Origin of the sequence: Gordonia sp. SGD-V-85 (genome assembly GCF_001456905.1) — a bacterium.
GTDB lineage: Bacteria > Actinomycetota > Actinomycetes > Mycobacteriales > Mycobacteriaceae > Gordonia > Gordonia hongkongensis.
On record NZ_LNQO01000007.1, the window covers coordinates 257,325 to 274,545 of the forward strand.

At 69.5% G+C, this 17,221-nt stretch carries 16 protein-coding genes; 10 read left to right on the forward strand and 6 right to left on the reverse strand.

What is annotated here, in order from left to right; translation table 11 throughout:
- Positions 1–13 precede the first annotated feature (13 nt).
- From AS181_RS11045 to AS181_RS11060, 4 genes are read right to left on the reverse strand one after another with little or no spacing between them, the layout of a single operon-like run.
- The gene (locus AS181_RS11045; protein WP_058251630.1) at positions 14–460 is read right to left on the reverse strand and encodes a molybdenum cofactor biosynthesis protein MoaE; all 447 of its coding nucleotides are present in this window, start codon (positions 458–460) and stop codon (positions 14–16) included.
- Complete coding sequence (locus tag AS181_RS11050; protein WP_058251631.1) at positions 457–948, reverse strand: MogA/MoaB family molybdenum cofactor biosynthesis protein; 492 nt, start codon at positions 946–948, stop codon at positions 457–459. Before AS181_RS11050 ends, AS181_RS11045 begins: the two co-directional genes overlap by 4 nt.
- On the reverse strand, positions 941–1,492 hold the full coding sequence (gene moaC, locus AS181_RS11055) for a cyclic pyranopterin monophosphate synthase MoaC (protein ID WP_058251632.1): 552 nt from the start codon (positions 1,490–1,492) through the stop codon (positions 941–943). Before moaC ends, AS181_RS11050 begins: the two co-directional genes overlap by 8 nt.
- Before the next feature lie 5 nt (positions 1,493–1,497).
- Positions 1,498–1,770 (reverse strand): hypothetical protein, encoded by a 273-nt coding sequence (locus tag AS181_RS11060; RefSeq protein ID WP_058251633.1) that lies wholly within the window; start codon positions 1,768–1,770, stop codon positions 1,498–1,500.
- Positions 1,771–1,870: 100 nt separating this feature from the next.
- Here AS181_RS11060 and AS181_RS11065 point away from each other — a divergent pair, with 100 nt between their 5' ends.
- Positions 1,871–3,985 carry an RCC1 domain-containing protein gene (locus AS181_RS11065; protein ID WP_058251634.1) on the forward strand — a complete coding sequence of 705 codons (2,115 nt, stop codon included), beginning with the start codon at positions 1,871–1,873 and terminating at the stop codon, positions 3,983–3,985.
- A 126-nt stretch (positions 3,986–4,111) separates the two neighbouring features.
- Complete coding sequence (locus tag AS181_RS11070; RefSeq protein WP_058251635.1) at positions 4,112–6,484, forward strand: protein kinase domain-containing protein; 2,373 nt, start codon at positions 4,112–4,114, stop codon at positions 6,482–6,484.
- 11 nt (positions 6,485–6,495) lie between these two features.
- On the opposite strand, the gene AS181_RS11075 is transcribed toward AS181_RS11070, so the two are convergent.
- A complete protein-coding gene (locus AS181_RS11075; RefSeq protein ID WP_058251688.1) occupies positions 6,496–7,257 on the reverse strand; it encodes an IclR family transcriptional regulator in 762 nt (253 codons plus the stop codon).
- A gap of 153 nt (positions 7,258–7,410) precedes the next feature.
- Here AS181_RS11075 and AS181_RS11080 point away from each other — a divergent pair, with 153 nt between their 5' ends.
- From AS181_RS11080 to AS181_RS11115, 8 genes are all read left to right on the forward strand, one after another.
- The gene (locus AS181_RS11080) at positions 7,411–8,685 is read left to right on the forward strand and encodes a DUF6986 family protein (RefSeq protein ID WP_058251636.1); all 1,275 of its coding nucleotides are present in this window, start codon (positions 7,411–7,413) and stop codon (positions 8,683–8,685) included.
- On the forward strand, positions 8,682–9,497 hold the full coding sequence (locus AS181_RS11085; RefSeq protein WP_058251637.1) for a bifunctional allantoicase/(S)-ureidoglycine aminohydrolase: 816 nt from the start codon (positions 8,682–8,684) through the stop codon (positions 9,495–9,497). The genes AS181_RS11080 and AS181_RS11085 overlap by 4 nt, the downstream gene beginning before the upstream one ends.
- Positions 9,498–9,540: 43 nt before the next feature.
- Entirely contained in the window at positions 9,541–10,197 is a 657-nt protein-coding gene (locus AS181_RS11090; protein WP_058251638.1) for a response regulator transcription factor, read from the forward strand.
- 3 nt (positions 10,198–10,200) lie between these two features.
- A complete protein-coding gene (locus AS181_RS11095; protein ID WP_058251639.1) occupies positions 10,201–11,622 on the forward strand; it encodes a sensor histidine kinase in 1,422 nt (473 codons plus the stop codon).
- Between the two features lie 136 nt (positions 11,623–11,758).
- Positions 11,759–13,150 carry an MFS transporter gene (locus AS181_RS11100; protein ID WP_058251640.1) on the forward strand — a complete coding sequence of 464 codons (1,392 nt, stop codon included), beginning with the start codon at positions 11,759–11,761 and terminating at the stop codon, positions 13,148–13,150.
- 9 nt (positions 13,151–13,159) lie between these two features.
- Positions 13,160–14,098, forward strand: coding sequence for a TAXI family TRAP transporter solute-binding subunit (locus AS181_RS11105; RefSeq protein ID WP_058251641.1), 939 nt, complete (start codon positions 13,160–13,162; stop codon positions 14,096–14,098).
- Positions 14,099–14,171: 73 nt separating this feature from the next.
- Positions 14,172–14,822: an LGFP repeat-containing protein gene (locus AS181_RS11110; protein ID WP_058251689.1), complete on the forward strand. Its 651-nt coding sequence runs from the start codon at positions 14,172–14,174 to the stop codon at positions 14,820–14,822.
- A 3-nt stretch (positions 14,823–14,825) separates the two neighbouring features.
- Positions 14,826–15,812, forward strand: coding sequence for an alpha/beta hydrolase (locus tag AS181_RS11115; RefSeq protein ID WP_091344340.1), 987 nt, complete (start codon positions 14,826–14,828; stop codon positions 15,810–15,812).
- Here AS181_RS11115 and AS181_RS11120 read toward each other — a convergent pair whose 3' ends face one another.
- The gene (locus tag AS181_RS11120) at positions 15,813–17,219 is read right to left on the reverse strand and encodes an HNH endonuclease (RefSeq protein ID WP_058251691.1); all 1,407 of its coding nucleotides are present in this window, start codon (positions 17,217–17,219) and stop codon (positions 15,813–15,815) included.
- Positions 17,220–17,221 lie beyond the last annotated feature (2 nt).

Here is a 17,221-nt window from a genome sequence, read left to right on the forward strand (position 1 = left end):
GCGGGGGGCGGGGTCAGGCCGAGTTGACCCATTCGTCGGTGCCGTCGTCGAAGAACTGGTGTTTCCAGACTGGCAGGCGGGCCTTGACCTCGTCGACGAGGCGCGAGCAGGTCTCGAACGCCGCCCGACGATGGTCGGCCGCCACCGCGACCACGAACGCGATGTCGCCGATGACGAGGTCGCCGACCCGGTGGGACACCGCGACCGCGCGCACCCCGTGGACCGCGGAGACCTCCGCGACGACCTCGGCCAGGACCTTCGTCGCCGTGGGATGCCCCGAGTAATGCAGCGCGGTCACGGTGCGGCCGCCGTCGTGGTCGCGGACCGCGCCCACGAACCCGACCACCGCACCGGCTTTACCTTCGGCGGCGTCGATGACCATCGCCTCGTGGTCGGCCAGCGTGATCGGCTCGTCGACGACCGCGGTGTGCACCACGTGCGAGCCGGCCTCTCGGGTCATCGGTGGTCGCCTCCGCGGATCTGATCGAGCGCGTGGTGGACGACGCCGGCGAGGACGCCGAGCCCGTCGCGGACCCCGCCGGTCGAACCGGGCAGGTTCACGACGAGGGTCGTCCCGGCGATTCCGGCGAGTCCGCGTGAGAGGACCGCGGTGGGCACCGTCGGCAGCCCGGCCGACCGGATGGCGTCGGCCAGACCCGGGATCTCGACGTCGAGGAGCGGGCGGGTCTGCTCCGGAGTCCGGTCCGTGGGCGTCAAACCCGTTCCGCCCGTGGTGATGACGAGGTCGACCTCGGCGTAGATCGCGGCGCGGAGGGCCTCGCCGACCGGCGGGCCGTCGGCGACGACGTCGCACTCGTCGACGGTGAAGCCCTGCTCGACCAGCCAGGCCTCGATGATCGGTCCGGACCGGTCTTCGTAGACACCGCTGCTGGCGCGGTTCGACGCGACGACGACGCGCGCCACGCGAGGAGTTCTCTGGTCAGTCATGAGCCGGGTCAGACGGTTCGCGGTACCAGTCGCCGGATTTGCCGCCGGTCTTGGCGAGCAGGCGGATGCCGTCCATCTGCGCCCGTCGGTCGACGGCCTTGACCATGTCGTGGAGTGTCAGCCCGGCGACTGCGACCGCTGTCAACGCCTCCATCTCCACACCCGTCTGGCCGGAGGTCGCCACGGTCGCGGTGACCTCGATCGTGTCGGCGCCGATCGCGAAGTCGACCTCCACCGACGACAACGCCAGCTGATGGCACAGCGGGATCAGCTCGTCGGTGCGTTTGGCCGCCATGATCCCGGCGATGCGCGCCGTGGCCAGCACATCTCCTTTGGGCAGCCGCGACTCGCTGAGGAGACCGATCACCTCGGCGGTGGTGTGGAACGTGCCGGCGGCGACGGCGCGACGCTTCGTCGTCGGCTTGGCGCCGACGTCGACCATGCGGGCCGTTCCGGACTCGTCCAGATGACTCAACCGGGAGCCGCCGGCCGGCCCGGTGTCCCGGGCGTCCGACCCACCTTCGTCAGTCCCGGTGGGCGGCATCGACGTCAGCGGTTGACGATGGTCTTCGACTGCACGAACGGCAGGTCGTCGACCGGAAGCGGGAACTCGGTGTCGCCGAACGGCGACAACGCACCCGAGATGTGGGTCGCGAGTTCGGAGACCGCGTGCTCGGCGGCATCGCCGTTCTCGTCCTGCGGCCAGCCGTTGTCGACGTAGTGCTTCTTGCCCTTGGCAGATTCGACGACCTTGCCGGTGCCGGCCCCCGCTTCGCCGGAGGAGGGTGTTTCAGCGCCAGATTTGTTTGCCACGTCGTGCATTGTGCCATGCCGTTCGAATGAACAAGACCCGTGTCCGGGGCGGAAGTCCCGTGCCGGGGCTATGGTCGTCGCAACACAGGTCACGCCCCAGGAGGCGCCCATGGTCGCCCAACCGGTCCAGGTCGCCGGCTACCGGGTGATCACGCGGCTGGGGAGCGGCGGAATGGGCACCGTCTACCTGGTCGAGAATCCGCAACTTCGTCGGCGCGAGGCCCTCAAGGTGATCTCGATCGCCGAGACCGTCGACGAGGAGTTCGCGCGCCGGTTCAGTCGCGAGGCACAGACCGCGGCCGCCCTCGACCATCCGTCGATCGTCACGATCTACCACTACGGCGTCGCCGACGGCGACCCCTGGTTCACGATGGCCTACCTCGACGGCCGTGACCTCCGACGCGCCTCGCTCCGCCCGGACGAGGTGGTGGCCGTCGCCTCCCGGGTCGCCGACGCCCTCGACTACGCACACGAGCACGGCGTGATCCACCGCGACATCAAACCGGGCAACATCATGGTCACTCGCCGCGCGATTAACGACGCCCTCGACCGCGTCGTCGTGCTCGACTTCGGGATCGCGAAGCTCACCACCGCGAGCACCCTGACGGCGCCGTCGTCGTTCGTGGGCACCCTCGTCTACGCCGCGCCGGAGATCCTCGACGGCAAACCCGCGGGCCCCGCATCGGATCAGTACGCGCTGGCCTGTACCGCCTACGAATTGCTCTCCGGCGCAACCCCGTTCGATGCCGACACGCAGACCCGTCACATCGTCGCCAAGCTCACGACACGCCCGGCGCCGATCAGCACCTACCGCCCCGAGCTCGCCGCCCTCGATCCCGTCTTCGACCGTGCGCTCGCGCGCGGCCCCCTCGACCGCTACCCCACCTGCGGTGCGTTCGCCGCGGATCTGCGCGCGGCGCTGGGGCGAACCCACTCCGACAACCGGCCACCCGCGCCCGTGGCTACGACCCAGGTCATCACCCCGCCTCCACCGGCGAAACCGACCCCACCGTGGGTCGCCCCATCCCCCGCGCCCCCGACGCCCTCCCACCGGCGACGGTGGCCGCTCGCCCTCGCCGCGGTCGCCGTGGTCGCGGTGCTGGCCGTCGTCGTCGCGATCGGGGTCCTCACCCTCGGCGGCGGCGATGGCGGGGACGCGTCCGACGCCCCGTCGTCGCCGATCGCGGCGGCCGATGCCGGCGCCCAGCTCAGCGCCGGACTCGGGGCCACGTGTTCGATCCGGCACGGAACCGCCTATTGCTGGGGCGACAACGCGGCCGGCCAACTCGGCGACGGCACGACCGACACCCGCCAGACGCCCACGCCGGTCGCCGATCTCAGCGGCGTCACCGCGATCAGCACCGGCGGACCCAACAGCTGTGCGATCGCCGAGCGACTCGCGTACTGCTGGGGAAACAACGACTACGGGCAGATCGGCGACGGCACGACCGACGCGCGGCTGACGCCGACCCGGGTCGCCGGTCTCGCCGATGTCACCGCCGTCTCGACCGCCAACTGGGCCACGTGCGCGATCTCGGCGGGCTCGGCGTACTGCTGGGGCACCAACGACTTCGACCAGCTCGGTGACGGTTCGACCGCGAATCAGTACCGGCCGGTCCGGGTCGCCGGGCTCGACGACGTGACCGCCATCAGCGTCGGTGTGAACTTCACGTGTGCCGTCGCAGCCGGCGACGCCTACTGCTGGGGCCTCAACGACAACGGACAGGTCGGCGACGGCACGACCACCAACCGGGCCCGCCCGACCCGGGTCGCCGACCTGGACGGCGCGACGTCGGTCTCCGCGGGCGCCGCGACCGCCTGCGCGATCGCCGGGGCGAGTGCATATTGCTGGGGCGACAACGCGTTCGGCCAACTCGGCGACGGCACCACCTACGGCCGACGCACGGCGACGCCGGTGTCCGGCCTGGACGGAGTCGAGGCCATCAGCACCGGCACGTCGAACACCACCTGCGCACTCGCGGCCGGGATCGCGTACTGCTGGGGCGCCAATGCCTGGGGCTCGGTCGGCGACGGCACCCTGACCGACCGGCCGGCGCCCACCCGGGTGAACGGATTGTCCGATGTCGGCGCGGTGTCCACCGGCGAACGAACCACGTGCGCGCTCGCGTCGTCATACCTGTGGTGCTGGGGTTTCAACGCCACCGGACAGCTCGGCGTCGGGGGCACCGACGACCGTCTGACCCCCACTCAGGTCACGTTCTAGCGTCGGCTCCGTCATCCGGTTGAAGGGTGCCCCGGACCTTTCCCGGTTCGGTATCGTCCCTGCATACGTCTGCGAGAGCAGCCATTTGGCAGCCGCTCTCCCGCCAAGCCAGAAAGAGGTGACGCCGTGCCGTTGAGTCCCGGCACCCACATCGCCGGTTATCGCGTGGTCTCCCAGCTCGGCGCGGGCGGTATGGGCGAGGTGTACCTCGTCGAGAACCTGCAACTCGAGCGGCGAGAGGCCCTGAAGGTCATCTCCACGGCGGTCAGTGCCCAGCCCGGGTTCAACCAGCGCTTCACCAACGAGGCCCGCACCACCGCGAAGCTCGACCATCGCAGCATCATCACCATCCACCAGTACGGCATCGAGGACGGTTCGCCCTGGTTCTCGATGAGTTACGTCGAGGGCAAGGATCTCACCGAGGAACGTCTGACGCCGGCGGAGGTGTCGACGGTCGTCGGACAGGTGGCCGACGCCCTCGACTACGCGCACCGCCACCACGTGGTGCACCGGGACATCAAGCCCGCCAACATCCTCGTCACGCGCGACCCGGCGACGAACGCCGTCGAACGCGCCCTCGTGCTCGACTTCGGCATCGCCAAGCTCGCCGGTTCGGCCAACCTGACCGGCACCCATTCGTTCATCGGGACGGTCGCCTTCTCGGCCCCGGAGACACTCGAGGGCGCCGACGCCACGGCCCGGTCGGACCAGTACTCGCTGGCCTGCACGGCCTACGCGATGCTCGCGGGGCAGCCGCCCTTCGTCGGACAGTCCGAACCGTCGGTGATGCTGGGCCACATCCAGCGCCCGGTCCCCCACATCGGCCAGCTGCGCGGCGACCTCGCGCACCTCGACCCGGTGTTCCAGCGCGCCCTGTCGAAGAATCCCGCATCCCGCTATCCCGACTGCCGCAGTTTCGCGGCCGCCTTGAAGTCGGCGCTCGAATCCCCTGCCGCACAGGGAAACACGATGATCGCGGGTTCGGTTCCGCCGCCCACCCTCGTCGGCGGTGGCACCGGCGGCCCGTCCACGGGTCACCCCTCGGGACCCCAGCAGCAGTTCGGCCCACCCCATGGCCAGTACACCCCGCCGCCGCAGCCGACCATGACCGGGCCGTCGGGCCCGCAGCCGCTGATGAACAAGCCGTCGGGTCCCCAGCCGATGTACTCCTCGGCCCCTCACCTCTCGGGCCCGCACGCGCAGCCCGGGCATCCCCAGGTCGGCTACCCGGGTCTGCCGCCGGTCCCGCCGAAAAAGAAGAAGCGGACCGGCCTCATCGTCGCCGGCGTCCTCGGCGCCGTGCTGCTGCTGGTGGTCGCCGCCGTCGTGGGACTCGCCGTCCTGGGCAGCACCGTCGCCGACCCGGAGAAGGCGACCGTCGCGCAGCCGGTGGTGAGCACGAACTTCGGCAGCAGCTGCGCCGTGGTCAACGGCAGCGTGCACTGCTGGGGCGACAACGACTCCGGTCAGCTCGGCGACGGTTCCACGACGCCGCACACCCGACCGGTGGCGGTGACCGGGGTCGCCAACGCGACCGCGGTCACCACCGGCGGCTACCTCACCGGCGAGAACGCCTACGTCTCGACGGCCTGCGCCATCGCCGCCGGCGACGCATTCTGTTGGGGCAACAACCATTACGGCGAAGTCGGCAACGGTTCCAGCGGTTCGACGGTGGACTCCGCGACCAAGGTCGGCGCCATCTCCGACGTCAAGGCGATCTCCACCGGCTGGGGCACCACCTGCGCGGTCGCCGGCACCGACGCCTACTGCTGGGGCAACAACGAATACGGCCAGCTCGGCACCGGCGGTGGCACCGACCCGGTCTCGGCACCGACGAAGATCCCCGGGCTCGGCGTGGTCACCGACATCACCACCGCCTACGGCACCACCTGCGCGGTGTCGGACGGCTCGGCGTTCTGCTGGGGCGCCAATGACAACGGGCAGATCGGCGACGGCAGCACGACGGCGCGCTCGGCACCGGTGAAGGTCGGCTCGCTGACCGATGTCACCGACATCACCGTCGGCGGCTATCACGAGGCATCCGACGACGACGATCCGAACACGAACACCAGCACGTACTTCCAGACGACCTGTGCGGTCGCCGGTGGCGACGCGTGGTGCTGGGGTTCGAACGCCTACGGCCAGATCGGCGACGGCACCACCGAGACCCGCCAGGCCCCCGTTCAGGTCGGCAATCTGAGCGGCGTCTCCGCCATCTCCACCGACTGGGGCACCACCTGCGCGGTCTCCGACGACCGGGCCTTCTGCTGGGGAGACGACGACCGCAGCCAGCTCGGCTCGTCCGGCGGGTCGGTGAAGATCCCCCGCGAGGTCTCGACGCTGACCGACGTCACCTCGATCTCGACCGGCAACGGGACGTCGTGCGCGATGGCGGCCGCGTCGGTGTACTGCTGGGGATTCAACAACGACGGTCAGGTCGGCGATGGTTCCAGCGGCGACGGCGCCAACCGCACGACGCCCACGAAACTGACCATCTAGCCGCCTCGCCCCTAGGACTCGCGCGATCCGATCAGCGCCTCGGACACGGTCTCCGCGGCCGTGCGGAGCGCCCCGACCGCGCGGGCCCGGAGCCCGTCGTCGAATCGGGCGACCGGCCCGGAGATCCCGACCGCCATGGGCGTGGGCGCACCGGGGACGGCGACCGCCATCCCGCAGACGCCGACCTCGTGTTCCTGTTCGTCGGTGGCGACCCCGCTCGCCCGTACCTGCTCGACGGCCGCGAACACACCCGACAGCGACGTGACGCTCCACTGGGTGGCGGGGGTGAGCCCGGCCTGCGTGACGTGTTTGAGGATGCGTGCATCGTCGAGTTCGGCGAGCACGGCCTTGCCGACCGCGGTGTTGTGCATCGTGACCCGACGGCCGACCTCGTTGTTGGTGCGCATGCTGTGCGGGGACGGAACCTGGGCCACGTAGATGACCATGTCGCCGTCGAGGACGGCGAGACTGGCGGTCTCGCTGAGTTCGCCGACCAGGGAGGCGAGGACGGGTGCGGCGACCGCGCCGAGCTGCCGGTTGGCCACCTCGCCGAGTCGGATGAGCCGGGGCCCCAGGGCGTACGACCGGTTCGGGAGCTGCCGGACATAGCCGATTCCCACGAGTGTCCGCAGCAGCCGGTGGATGGTCGGGGGCGGCAGCGGGGACTCCGCCGACAGATGGCTCAGTGAGCACTCGCCGCCGGCGCGGCCGATGAGCTCGAGCAGTTCGAATGCGCGCTCGACGGATTGCACACCGCCGGAGTTCCCCGCCATCACCACCTCCACAGTCCGACATCACGCTACGTTCCATGATGTGAAACCACAATCCGGTCCGTCAGCTCACATGGGTGGCCGCATCCGGCAGTTCTGGAGTAAACTCCGCTCTGCGGAATTTGATTTCCATTGATTCGACATGAAGGGGCGCCCGTGAGCGTGCAACCCGGTCGCCTCGGCGCGGCCTTCCTCGCCGAGATCGAGGCCGCCCTCGCAACGTCGGACGCGGTCCTGTCCGATCGGTATCCGGGTGACGACGGGAGCCGGCAGCCGGTCCACACGGTCTATGTCCCCGCCGACCGGTACTCCGCGGATCTCCCCCAGGCGTGGGGACGCGCGGCTCTCGAGGCGGCTGCCGACCACGGCGGTCTCGCCGCGATCGCCCGCTCGACCGTCGCCCGGACCGACTCGGCGGCCACCGCCCTCGCAGATCTCGTCGAGAACAAGCTACGCACCGAGCCCATCGAGGATCTGCGCATCGACTTCGAGGACGGTTACGGTGTCCGCGCCGATGACGAGGAGGACGCGCACGTCAGCGCCGCCGTCGCCGCGATCCGGGCGGCCGGCGACGCCTCACCGCCGTTCCTCGGCATCCGCTTCAAGTGTTTCGAGACCGACGTGCGCGCCCGCGGCCTGCGCACCCTCGACCTGTTCGTCTCCGGTCTCGCGGACACCGGCGAACTCCCGGCGGGGTTGACCCTCACCCTGCCCAAGGTCACCTCGACCGATCAGGTGCTCGCGATGGTCACGGTCGCCCGGGAACTCGAGCGGGTCCACGGATTCGCCGACGGCCGTATCGGTTTCGAGATCCAGGTGGAGACGCCGCAGTCGGTGATGGGTGCCGACGGCACCGCGGCCGTGGCGGCGATGATCCAGGCCGGCGAGGGCCGGGTGACCGCACTGCACTACGGAACCTACGACTATTCGGCGTCCCTCGGCATCGCCGCGGCGTATCAGTCGATGGAACATCCCGTCGCCGACCACGCGAAGGCCGTGATGCAACTCGCCGCGGCCGGCACCGGTGTGCGGTTGTCGGACGGGTCGACGAACATTCTCCCCGTCGGAGACGCCGAGGCCGTCGAAGCCGGCTGGGCGTTGCACGCGCGACTGGTCCGGCGCCACCTCGAACGCGGCTTCTATCAGGGGTGGGACCTCCACCCCGCGCAGCTCGTCACCCGCTTCCTGGCCACATACGCCTTCTATCGCGACGGATTCGATTCCGCCGCAGTGCGTCTGCGCAACTACGCGCACAAGCTCGAGTCGTCGGTGCTCGACGAACCGGCGACGGCCCGCGCACTCGCCGGCTTCATCCGACGCGGCGAGGTGTGCGGCGCTCTGACCGTCGACGAGGTCGAGACCGCGACCGATCTGCCCATCGAGAAGGTGCGCGACTTCGCACTCCCCCACTCACAGAGGACAACCCGATGAACGCGACGCCGTACTACACCCCCGCCGGTGGACTCCCGCCGCAGACCGACCTGCTGAGCGACCGCGCGGTCGTCACCGAGGCGTACACGGTGATCCCGCGCGGCGTGCTCCGCGACATCGTCACCTCGGTCTTCCCGGAGTGGACCGACACCCGCGCCTGGGTACTCAACCGCCCGGTACCCGGCGGCGCGCAGACCTTCGCCCAGACCATCGTCGAGGTCGCCCCGGGCGGCGGATCGGCTGCGCCCGAACCCCAGTCAGAAGTCGAGGGTTTCGTCTTCGTCACCGCCGGATCGCTGACCGTGACCATCGCGGGCCAGGAGCACGTCCTGTCCGACGGTGGCTTCGGCTACCTGCCCGCGGGCACACCGTGGTCGGCACACAACCGCGGCGACGTCCCCGTCTCCTTCCACTGGATTCGTAAGCGTTACGAGCCCATCGCGGGTCACGAGCCGGCCCCGAAGTTCGGCAACGAGCGCGACATCGAGCCCTCCCCGATGCCCGACACCGACGGCGCCTGGCGCACAACGCGAATGCTCGACCCCCAGGACCTCGCCTACGACATGCACGTCAACATCGTGACCTTCGAGCCCGGCGCGTCTATCCCCTTCGCCGAGACCCACGTGATGGAACACGGCCTGTACGTCCTGGAGGGCAAGGCCGTCTATCGGCTCAACGAGGACTGGGTGGAGGTCCAGGAGGGCGACTACATGTCCCTGCGCGCCTTCTGCCCGCAGGCCTGCTACGCCGGCGGACCGTCGAACTTCCGGTACCTCCTCTACAAGGACGTCAACCGGCAGATCGTGCTCTGAGAGGCCGCCTCCGGTTCCTGTCGTACCGTGAGACACGAAGCGTATCGCGGTAGTGGAAGACGACGACGGGGTCGGCGACGCGCTCGTGGACGCCCTGAACGAGGTCGGCCACGAGCCCCGTCGCATGCGTCGCGGCGCCGATCTCCTCCTCGGTCACCGGGAATTCGACCTCGCACTGCTGGACCTGGGATTGCCTGACGAGGACGGGCTGACCGTGCTGCGCCGATTGCGGGCGGTGAGTGAGATGCCGGTCGTGGTGCTCACCGCGCGGCAGGACGAGCGGTCGGTGGTGCGGGCGCTCCGCGGGGGCGCCGACGACTATGTGGTGAAACCGGCGCGCCTCGGCGAGCTGATGGCGCGCCTGGAAGTGGCCGCCCGTCGGCGTACCGTCGACGCACCGGCCCCCGCGGCGCGACAGATCGCCACCGGCGACATCGTCGTCGATCTCGACGCGCGACTGGTGACCGTGGCGGGTAGCGGCGTCGCCCTCACTCCCAAGGAGTTCGAACTCCTCGCGCACCTCGTCACCCGCCGGGGTGAGGCGGTGAGCCGCGAACAGTTGATGGACGCGATCTGGGGCGACGCCTATGTCGCCATCTCGCGCAGCCTCGACGTCCACATGACCGCGCTCCGGGCGAAGCTCGGCAGGCCCGGCGTGATCGAGACGATCCGCGGGTACGGCTACCGCTGGGGTTCCTGAACGATGTGGCGCCGCGTGCTGCTCGTGCTCGTCGTCTATTCGGCGATCGTGGTCCTGGGCCTGGCGGTGCCCCTCGCGACGACGGCGAGTCGTGAACGGCTGCAACGGTTCACCGAGAGCCGGACCGCATCGGCGGTCTATTTCGCCGACCTCGCGGATCGGGACCCGGAGATGCGGGGTACGGAACTCCAGCAGGCCGCCGAGCGCTACCGAGACCTCTACGACGAAGGTGTCGTGGTGGTCGATCGAGCCGGCACGACGCGCGCCTCGGCCGGCCTCGCAGCCCGGTCACCGGAGGTCGCCGAGGCCGTCTCCGAGGCATTGCGCAATCAGCGCACGCGGATCGCGTCGGGGCTGACGCCCTGGTCGCCCGACTCGGTACTCGTGGCCATGCCGATCGGCACGGGCACCCAGGTCGACGGCGCGGTCGTCATCGAGGCGTCGACGACGGCGGCGAAACGCGATGTCGTCAGAACGTGGGCCGTGATCGCCGCCGGGGCCCTCGCGATGCTCGTGATCGGGTCGATGATCGCGGTTGCGTTGTCGCGGTGGACGGTTCGCCCACTCACGGCGTTGTCGGCACGGGTGCGCTCACTACGCGCCTCGATCATCGACAGCGGCCCGTCAGCGCACGACACGCCCCCGGGTGGGCCGCCCGGTCAACGGCACACCGGCCCACCGGAGGTCCGCGAGCTGGCCCGGATCTTCGACGCGATGGCGGACGACGTCGAGAACGCCACCGCCGCCCAGCGCCGCCTGGTCGCCGACACCGCGCACGCACTTCGTAATCCGTTGGCGGCGGTCCGCTTTCGCCTCGACACCCTCGGCCTCGGATTGACCGGCCGCTCGCTGGAATCGCATCGGAAGACCGTCGTGGAGATCGACCGGCTCGACCGCATCGTCGACGACCTACTCGTCCTCGCCACCGCCGAGTCGCGGCCCGCCGGTTCCACCACGGGGGTATGCGACGTCGCCGCCGTGCTGGTCGAGCGCCACGATTTCTGGGCGGACGCGCTCGCCGACGCGGGGATGTCGGCGTCGATCGCTTCGCCTCCCCGGCCCGGGTCGGTGATCGCCGCGCTCGACGAGGACGACCTCATCCGGGCGATGGACGTCCTGATGAGCAACGCGGTCAATTACGCCGGGAAAGGTGCCCACGTAGAGCTGGGCTGTCGATCCGAGGGAGCGCGTATCCGGGTCTGGGTCGCCGACACCGGACAGGGCGTGACGGCCGACGACTTGCCACGCATCACGGAGCGGTTCTTCCGCGCGTCGGCCGGCAGCGGGCCCGGCTCCGGACTCGGATTGGCCATCGCCGCGGCCCTTGTCGAAGGAGCCGGAGGCGAACTGGAGGTGACCGCCGGACGCCCCGCGGGACTGCGGGTGGACCTCTGGATCCCGGCGGCCGACGTCCCGTTCCACTAGGCCGTGGACGACGTGTCCTAAGGGACTGTTAGGAAACCGCGATCGGCTTCCGTTCCGCCTGTGACTGCGTTCACAGTGTTAGGGGCACCGACGCCGGACCGGGTCGGGTGCACGTTCGACGACCTGGAGGACCCTGATGACCGACTCGCCCACCCGGCAACCCGCGAACGCCCGGAGCGCACCGCCGACGTCGTCGGCCGCGGCGACGCGTCGTGCCGTGCTCAACACCCTGCGCGGGTCGTCCGGCAACCTCGTCGAGTGGTACGACGTCTACGTCTACACCGTCTTCGCGACGTACTTCGAGAGCCAGTTCTTCGACTCGGCCGACAAGAACTCGACCGTCTACGTGTACGCCATCTTCGCCGTCACCTTCCTGATGCGGCCGGTCGGCTCCTGGTTCTTCGGCCGGTACGCGGACCGTCGGGGCCGCCGGGCGGCGCTGACCTTCAGCGTGTCGTTGATGGCGGCGTGCTCCCTCGTCATCGCGCTGACACCGGGTCGCGAGTCGATCGGCGTGTGGGCGGCGGTCGTCCTGGTGCTCTGTCGACTGGTACAGGGGTTCGCGACCGGCGGTGAGTACGGCGCGTCGGCCACCTACATGTCCGAGGCGGCCACCCGCGAGCGTCGCGGCTTCTTCTCGTCGTTCCAGTACGTCACACTTATCGGCGGACACGTACTGGCGCAGCTCACCCTGCTGGTGATGCAGGGCTTCCTCGACTCCGACCAGATCTCCGACTTCGGTTGGCGCATCGCGTTCCTCATCGGCGGCGTGGCCGCCGTGGTCGTCTTCTGGCTGCGCCGCAGCATGGACGAGTCGCTCACCCCGGAGCAGTTGGAGGCCGTCCGCAGCGGGGCCGACTCCGAGTCCGGCTCGATCCGCGAACTCGTCCTGAACTACTGGCGACCCCTGCTGGTCTGCTTCCTGGTCACCATCGGCGGCACCATCGCCTTCTACACCTACAGCGTCAACGCACCGGCCATCGTCAAGACCGCCTACGAAGACCACGGTCGCACCGGAACCTGGATCAACCTCATCGGTTTGATCTTCCTGATGGTGTTGCAGCCGATCGGCGGAATGATCAGCGACAAGGTCGGACGCAAACCCGTCCTCATCTTCTTCGGCGTCGGCGGTGTCCTGTACACCTACGTCCTGATCACCTACCTGCCCCAAACCACCTCGGTGGCAACGTCGTTGACCCTGCTCGCCATCGGCTACATCATCCTCACCGGCTACACCTCCATCAACGCGATCGTGAAGGCGGAGCTCTTCCCCTCTCACGTCCGCGCGCTGGGAGTGGGTCTGGGCTACGCGCTAGCGAACTCGGCGTTCGGCGGCACCGCGCCGCTGATCTATCAGGCCGCGAAGAACGGCGGTCATGTCCCGTGGTTCATCGCCTACGTCACCGTCGTGATCGCGGTGTCGCTGATGGTCTACATCTTCGTGCTGCGCAACAAGGCGGAGACCCCGCTCGATCGCGAGCAGGGGCGGGCCTTCCTCGACGCAGAGGCCGTTGCCCGGCGGGCCTAAGGTGTCACCATGTCGTTCGCGCGCGGGCCGGTGGACCGGCGGACTCTGCTCCGCGGGACCACCGGCCTGGGCGCGCTGCTTCTCCTGACCGCGTGCGGAACCGAACGCGGCGCACCGGTCCGCCTCGCGGCGGGCGAGCCCGGTGGCTTCTTCTGGGAGTTCGCCGGTCTTCTCGCCGCGGCGGCGGACCGGTCCGGCGCGCCGGAGATCCGCCCGCGGCAATCCGGCGGCTCGGCCGAGAACCTCGACGCCCTGGCGGACGGTTCCGCCGAACTCGCGATCAGCCTCAGCGACACGGCCATCGAGCGCGCGGGGACGCAGCTGACCGCTCTCGGCTGCGTGTACGAGAACTACTTCCAGGTGGCGGTCCGCACCGGGTCCGGGATCGCGACGGTCGCCGACCTGCGCGGGCGGTCGGTGAGTGTCGGAGCACCGGGGTCCGGCGCCGCCGGGCTCTCCGAGCGGGTACTCGCCGCGGCCGGCCTCGACGCCGGCCGCGACATCCGGCCGGTCCAGCAGACGATGGCCGATGCCGGCGCCGCCCTCGCCGCCGGAGAGGTCGACGCCGTCATGTGGGCGGGCGGTCTGCCGACCCCGGCGTTCACCGACCCGCGCGTGCCGATCGCCCTGCTCGACCTCGGTGGCATTGTCGCGGACTTACGACAGCGGTTCGGACCCGCGTACGAGCCCGTACGCATCCCGGCCGACATCTACGGCCGGCACCCGGCAGTCACCACCGTCGGGGTCGCGAATCTCCTGCTCGCCCGTCGGGACGTGCCGGATGCGACCGCCGCGGCCATCGTCGACGTGCTGCTCGACCAGGCCGCTCACCTCGTGCCCGCCCAGGCGATCGGCAGTCAGTTCCTCGACGCGCAGTCGTTGATCCTCACCGGACCCATCCCCCTGCATCCGGGTGCCGCGGCCGAGTACCGCCGTCGGCACGGGTGAACCGCAGCCGCACGGCGACGGGTCGCGGTCCGTGATACACCTAGGCCGACGAGTCGAGGGTCGAGAGGATCACATGAAACTGGTGGCATCCCGCCGCTCCGAGTTGGTCGCCGGGTTGCTCGCGATCACACTGATCGCCGCCGGTTGCGGCACGTCAGACGCCGGCGAGTCGCCCTCCGGAGCCCCGACGACCGGGGGTTCGACGACGACCTCAGCGGCCGGCGACACGACGGGCCCCGTTCCTGTCGTGGAGAATGCGAAGCCCACCGAGACCACGGTCATGGGCGAGGACGATGTCGAGGTGACTCTCACCGGCCCGATCGCAACGAAGTACGCGTCGGCGACCGAGGCACAGCGGGCCGCCCTGGGCAAGCCGTTGACCGGCGATCACAACGCGGGGACACGAGAGAGTGGCGTTGTCTACCAACAGTTCCGCGGTGGCGTGATCATCGCGAGGAACAGCGACCCCGCAACGCCTGGGTACATCGTCACCTCCGGCAAGATCCGGGACGCCTGGAACACCGAGCGCGCCCCGGACGGCACCCCGTTGCTCCTCGGCTCCAACGGCTCGGCCGGACCGCTCGGTGTGCCCACAAGCGACGTGACAGTCGACGGCGACCTCGAGGTGGTCACCTTCGAGCACGGCGAGATCTCCGAGAACACCGAGACCGGCGAGGTGACCGTGACGGTCAACGGCAAGATCGTGCCCTCCGGTCTGCGATAACCGATGAGACGTCGGATTGTCACGGTGGCCGTGGGCGTGATCGCGCTCGTGGCCGGTGGTTGCTCGACGCCGCCGGACCGGCAGTCGTCAACGCCGTCACCGTCTTCCGGTACGCCGTCGGATGCGCACGGACCCGCGACGGCTCCCCCGGTCCCCGCGGGGACCGAATCCTTCGACGTCGTCCGCGTCGAGTATCTCGATTCCGACGATGCCGACCCCGCCGAGAACTGGGCCGACCTGTACCTGCCCGCGGGCGCCCGCGACGACGACTCGCTGCCGCTGGTGACGATCATCCACGGTGGCGGTTGGGAAAGCCAGGCCGGTGCAGAGCAATTCGACGAGATGGCCAGGGATCTCGCCGACCGCGGGTTGGCCGTCTACAACGTGGAGTACCGACGTCTGGGCACCGGCGGAGGGTGGCCCACGACCTTCCACGACGTGGCCCGAGCACTCGACCATGTGCCCGCGATGGCCGAGACCTACCCGCAGTTGCGAATCGACGACGAGCCGGTGGTCGGTCACAGCGCCGGTGCGCAATTGGCCGTGTGGGGCGGCACGCGCCATCGCCTCACCGATGACGAAGTGGGTTCGCGTCCGGCCTTCGTTCCATCCCGGGCGGTGTCCATCTCCGGCCCGCTCGACATGCACTACGCCGTCGGCCACGGCAACAACCGGGTGATCACCCATGTCCTGGGTGGCACACCACGACAGGTCCCCGCGCGCTATGACTCGGTCGACCCCATCCGCAATCTCGATCCGGCGCTACCGGTCACCTTGTTCCACGGACTGGCCGACGACGATGTCGACCCGACCAACTCCCGCCGCTACGCGACCGCCCTTGACGCCGCCGGCGGCTCGGCCGAGCTGCACATGTTCGACGGCGAGACCCACACCTCCCTCGTCCACCGCCAGTCCCCGTCCTACACCCGAATCCTCAACCGGCTCACCGAGATCGCGCGGACCGACATCGATGAGCTGCGCGACGAATAGCTACGCCGCCTCTCGGACGACTGGTGCTGAGCGAGTCTCGTTGCGCTGCTTCCATTCCCACACCGCGTAGAGCACCTCGGTGGTGTACCCCAGGTCCATCCGACCCCCACCGATCGGCACCGTCGCGTCGATACCTATGGCAGGGTTCGGTTGCCACCCCGACGGTTTCGACGTCGGTGGCGCCACCTCGATCTCCGTCCCGTCTGGCCGATGAAAGCTGAACCGCTGCTCACCATGCGCGGTGATCGCAAACTCGCCCCGATGCAACGCCCGATGACACGACCCACACAACAAGATCAGATTGTCCGGATCCGTCCGCCCACCCGCCGACCAGAACACCACATGATGGGCATGCAGATGACGCGTCCGACCACACCCCGGCACCTGACAACACCGATCCCGCACGAACAACGCCCGCACCAACGCCTTGTTCGGCACCCGCTTCCGACGCCCCACCCCCAACAACGCCAACTTCCCCGGCCGGCCGGGCACCCGGCGACTCACCACATCCCGAGTCGACGCCCCGCACCGAGCTTCGGCCACCTCAGCCTCCGACAACGCCGGACCATCATCGAGATGAGCATGCTCCACCCCGTCACCGGCATGAATCAGGATCTCCGCACCTGGCGCAAGATCGGGCATCGCCATCCCGTCATGCACCATGTCGGCCATCGCCACCACCGCCGGCGCCACATTCGACGGCACCTGCCGCCACAGATCCCGACGCCGCGACGGCACCACCCCCGACCCCTGCCCCGAATCGCCGTCACCCGACTCCGGTTCAGTGTTCCGCGGAACACTCCCCGCGGTTGGTAGATCCGGATCGTCGACGGTACGGGTGCGTTCATACTCTGCGCGCACCGCCCCAGCGAGAAATCGCGCACCATCCAACGGACTCAGCGTCAACGACACCGACAGCGACCCATCGGTGTTCCATTTCCACCGGCCCGTCGACTCCACCGGCGGCCGGCTTTCTTCCTCGACGCCACGGTTGCGGTCGATCTGGCCCATCGCCCGCACCGCCCGATCCAACTGACTCGCCGTCGCAGACAACGCCAGATTCACCAACTCCTGCTCGCGCTCAGGCGTGGCGACTCGCGTCAACGCGCGGACCTTCGAATACGACAACCGACCCTCGCGAAACGCCGTGCGGATCACCGGCAATTCCCGTATCGCCTTGGCGACCCTCAACTGCTCATGCGCCGTTCGCGGTGCGATGCCGGCCTTCCACGACAACCAGTGCGCCAGCGAATGAATCCCCGGCCCCCGCCACGACTCCCGCTCATCCAGTTCTGCCACCAGTTCAAGGAAGTCCGCTGTCAGCGCAGTGATCTGCGCGGCGTAACCCAGCACCCGACCCTCGAGCACCTCATCAGACAACGACGCCGGATCCGCATCGTCGAACATCG

Bases quoted from the DNA above. Each gene is read 5' to 3' on its own strand.
- moaC (WP_058251632.1), bottom strand. From the start codon at position 1,492: ATGCCGCCCACCGGGACTGACGAAGGTGGGTCGGACGCCCGGGACACC.
- AS181_RS11045 (WP_058251630.1), bottom strand. From the start codon at position 460: ATGACCCGAGAGGCCGGCTCGCACGTGGTGCACACCGCGGTCGTCGAC.
- AS181_RS11060 (WP_058251633.1), bottom strand. From the start codon at position 1,770: ATGCACGACGTGGCAAACAAATCTGGCGCTGAAACACCCTCCTCCGGC.
- AS181_RS11085 (WP_058251637.1), top strand. From the start codon at position 8,682: ATGAACGCGACGCCGTACTACACCCCCGCCGGTGGACTCCCGCCGCAG.
- AS181_RS11120 (WP_058251691.1), bottom strand. From the start codon at position 17,219: ATGTTCGACGATGCGGATCCGGCGTCGTTGTCTGATGAGGTGCTCGAG.
- AS181_RS11050 (WP_058251631.1), bottom strand. From the start codon at position 948: ATGACTGACCAGAGAACTCCTCGCGTGGCGCGCGTCGTCGTCGCGTCG.
- AS181_RS11100 (WP_058251640.1), top strand. From the start codon at position 11,759: ATGACCGACTCGCCCACCCGGCAACCCGCGAACGCCCGGAGCGCACCG.
- AS181_RS11115 (WP_091344340.1), top strand. From the start codon at position 14,826: ATGAGACGTCGGATTGTCACGGTGGCCGTGGGCGTGATCGCGCTCGTG.
- AS181_RS11095 (WP_058251639.1), top strand. From the start codon at position 10,201: ATGTGGCGCCGCGTGCTGCTCGTGCTCGTCGTCTATTCGGCGATCGTG.
- AS181_RS11105 (WP_058251641.1), top strand. From the start codon at position 13,160: ATGTCGTTCGCGCGCGGGCCGGTGGACCGGCGGACTCTGCTCCGCGGG.
- AS181_RS11065 (WP_058251634.1), top strand. From the start codon at position 1,871: ATGGTCGCCCAACCGGTCCAGGTCGCCGGCTACCGGGTGATCACGCGG.
- AS181_RS11075 (WP_058251688.1), bottom strand. From the start codon at position 7,257: ATGGCGGGGAACTCCGGCGGTGTGCAATCCGTCGAGCGCGCATTCGAA.
- AS181_RS11110 (WP_058251689.1), top strand. From the start codon at position 14,172: ATGAAACTGGTGGCATCCCGCCGCTCCGAGTTGGTCGCCGGGTTGCTC.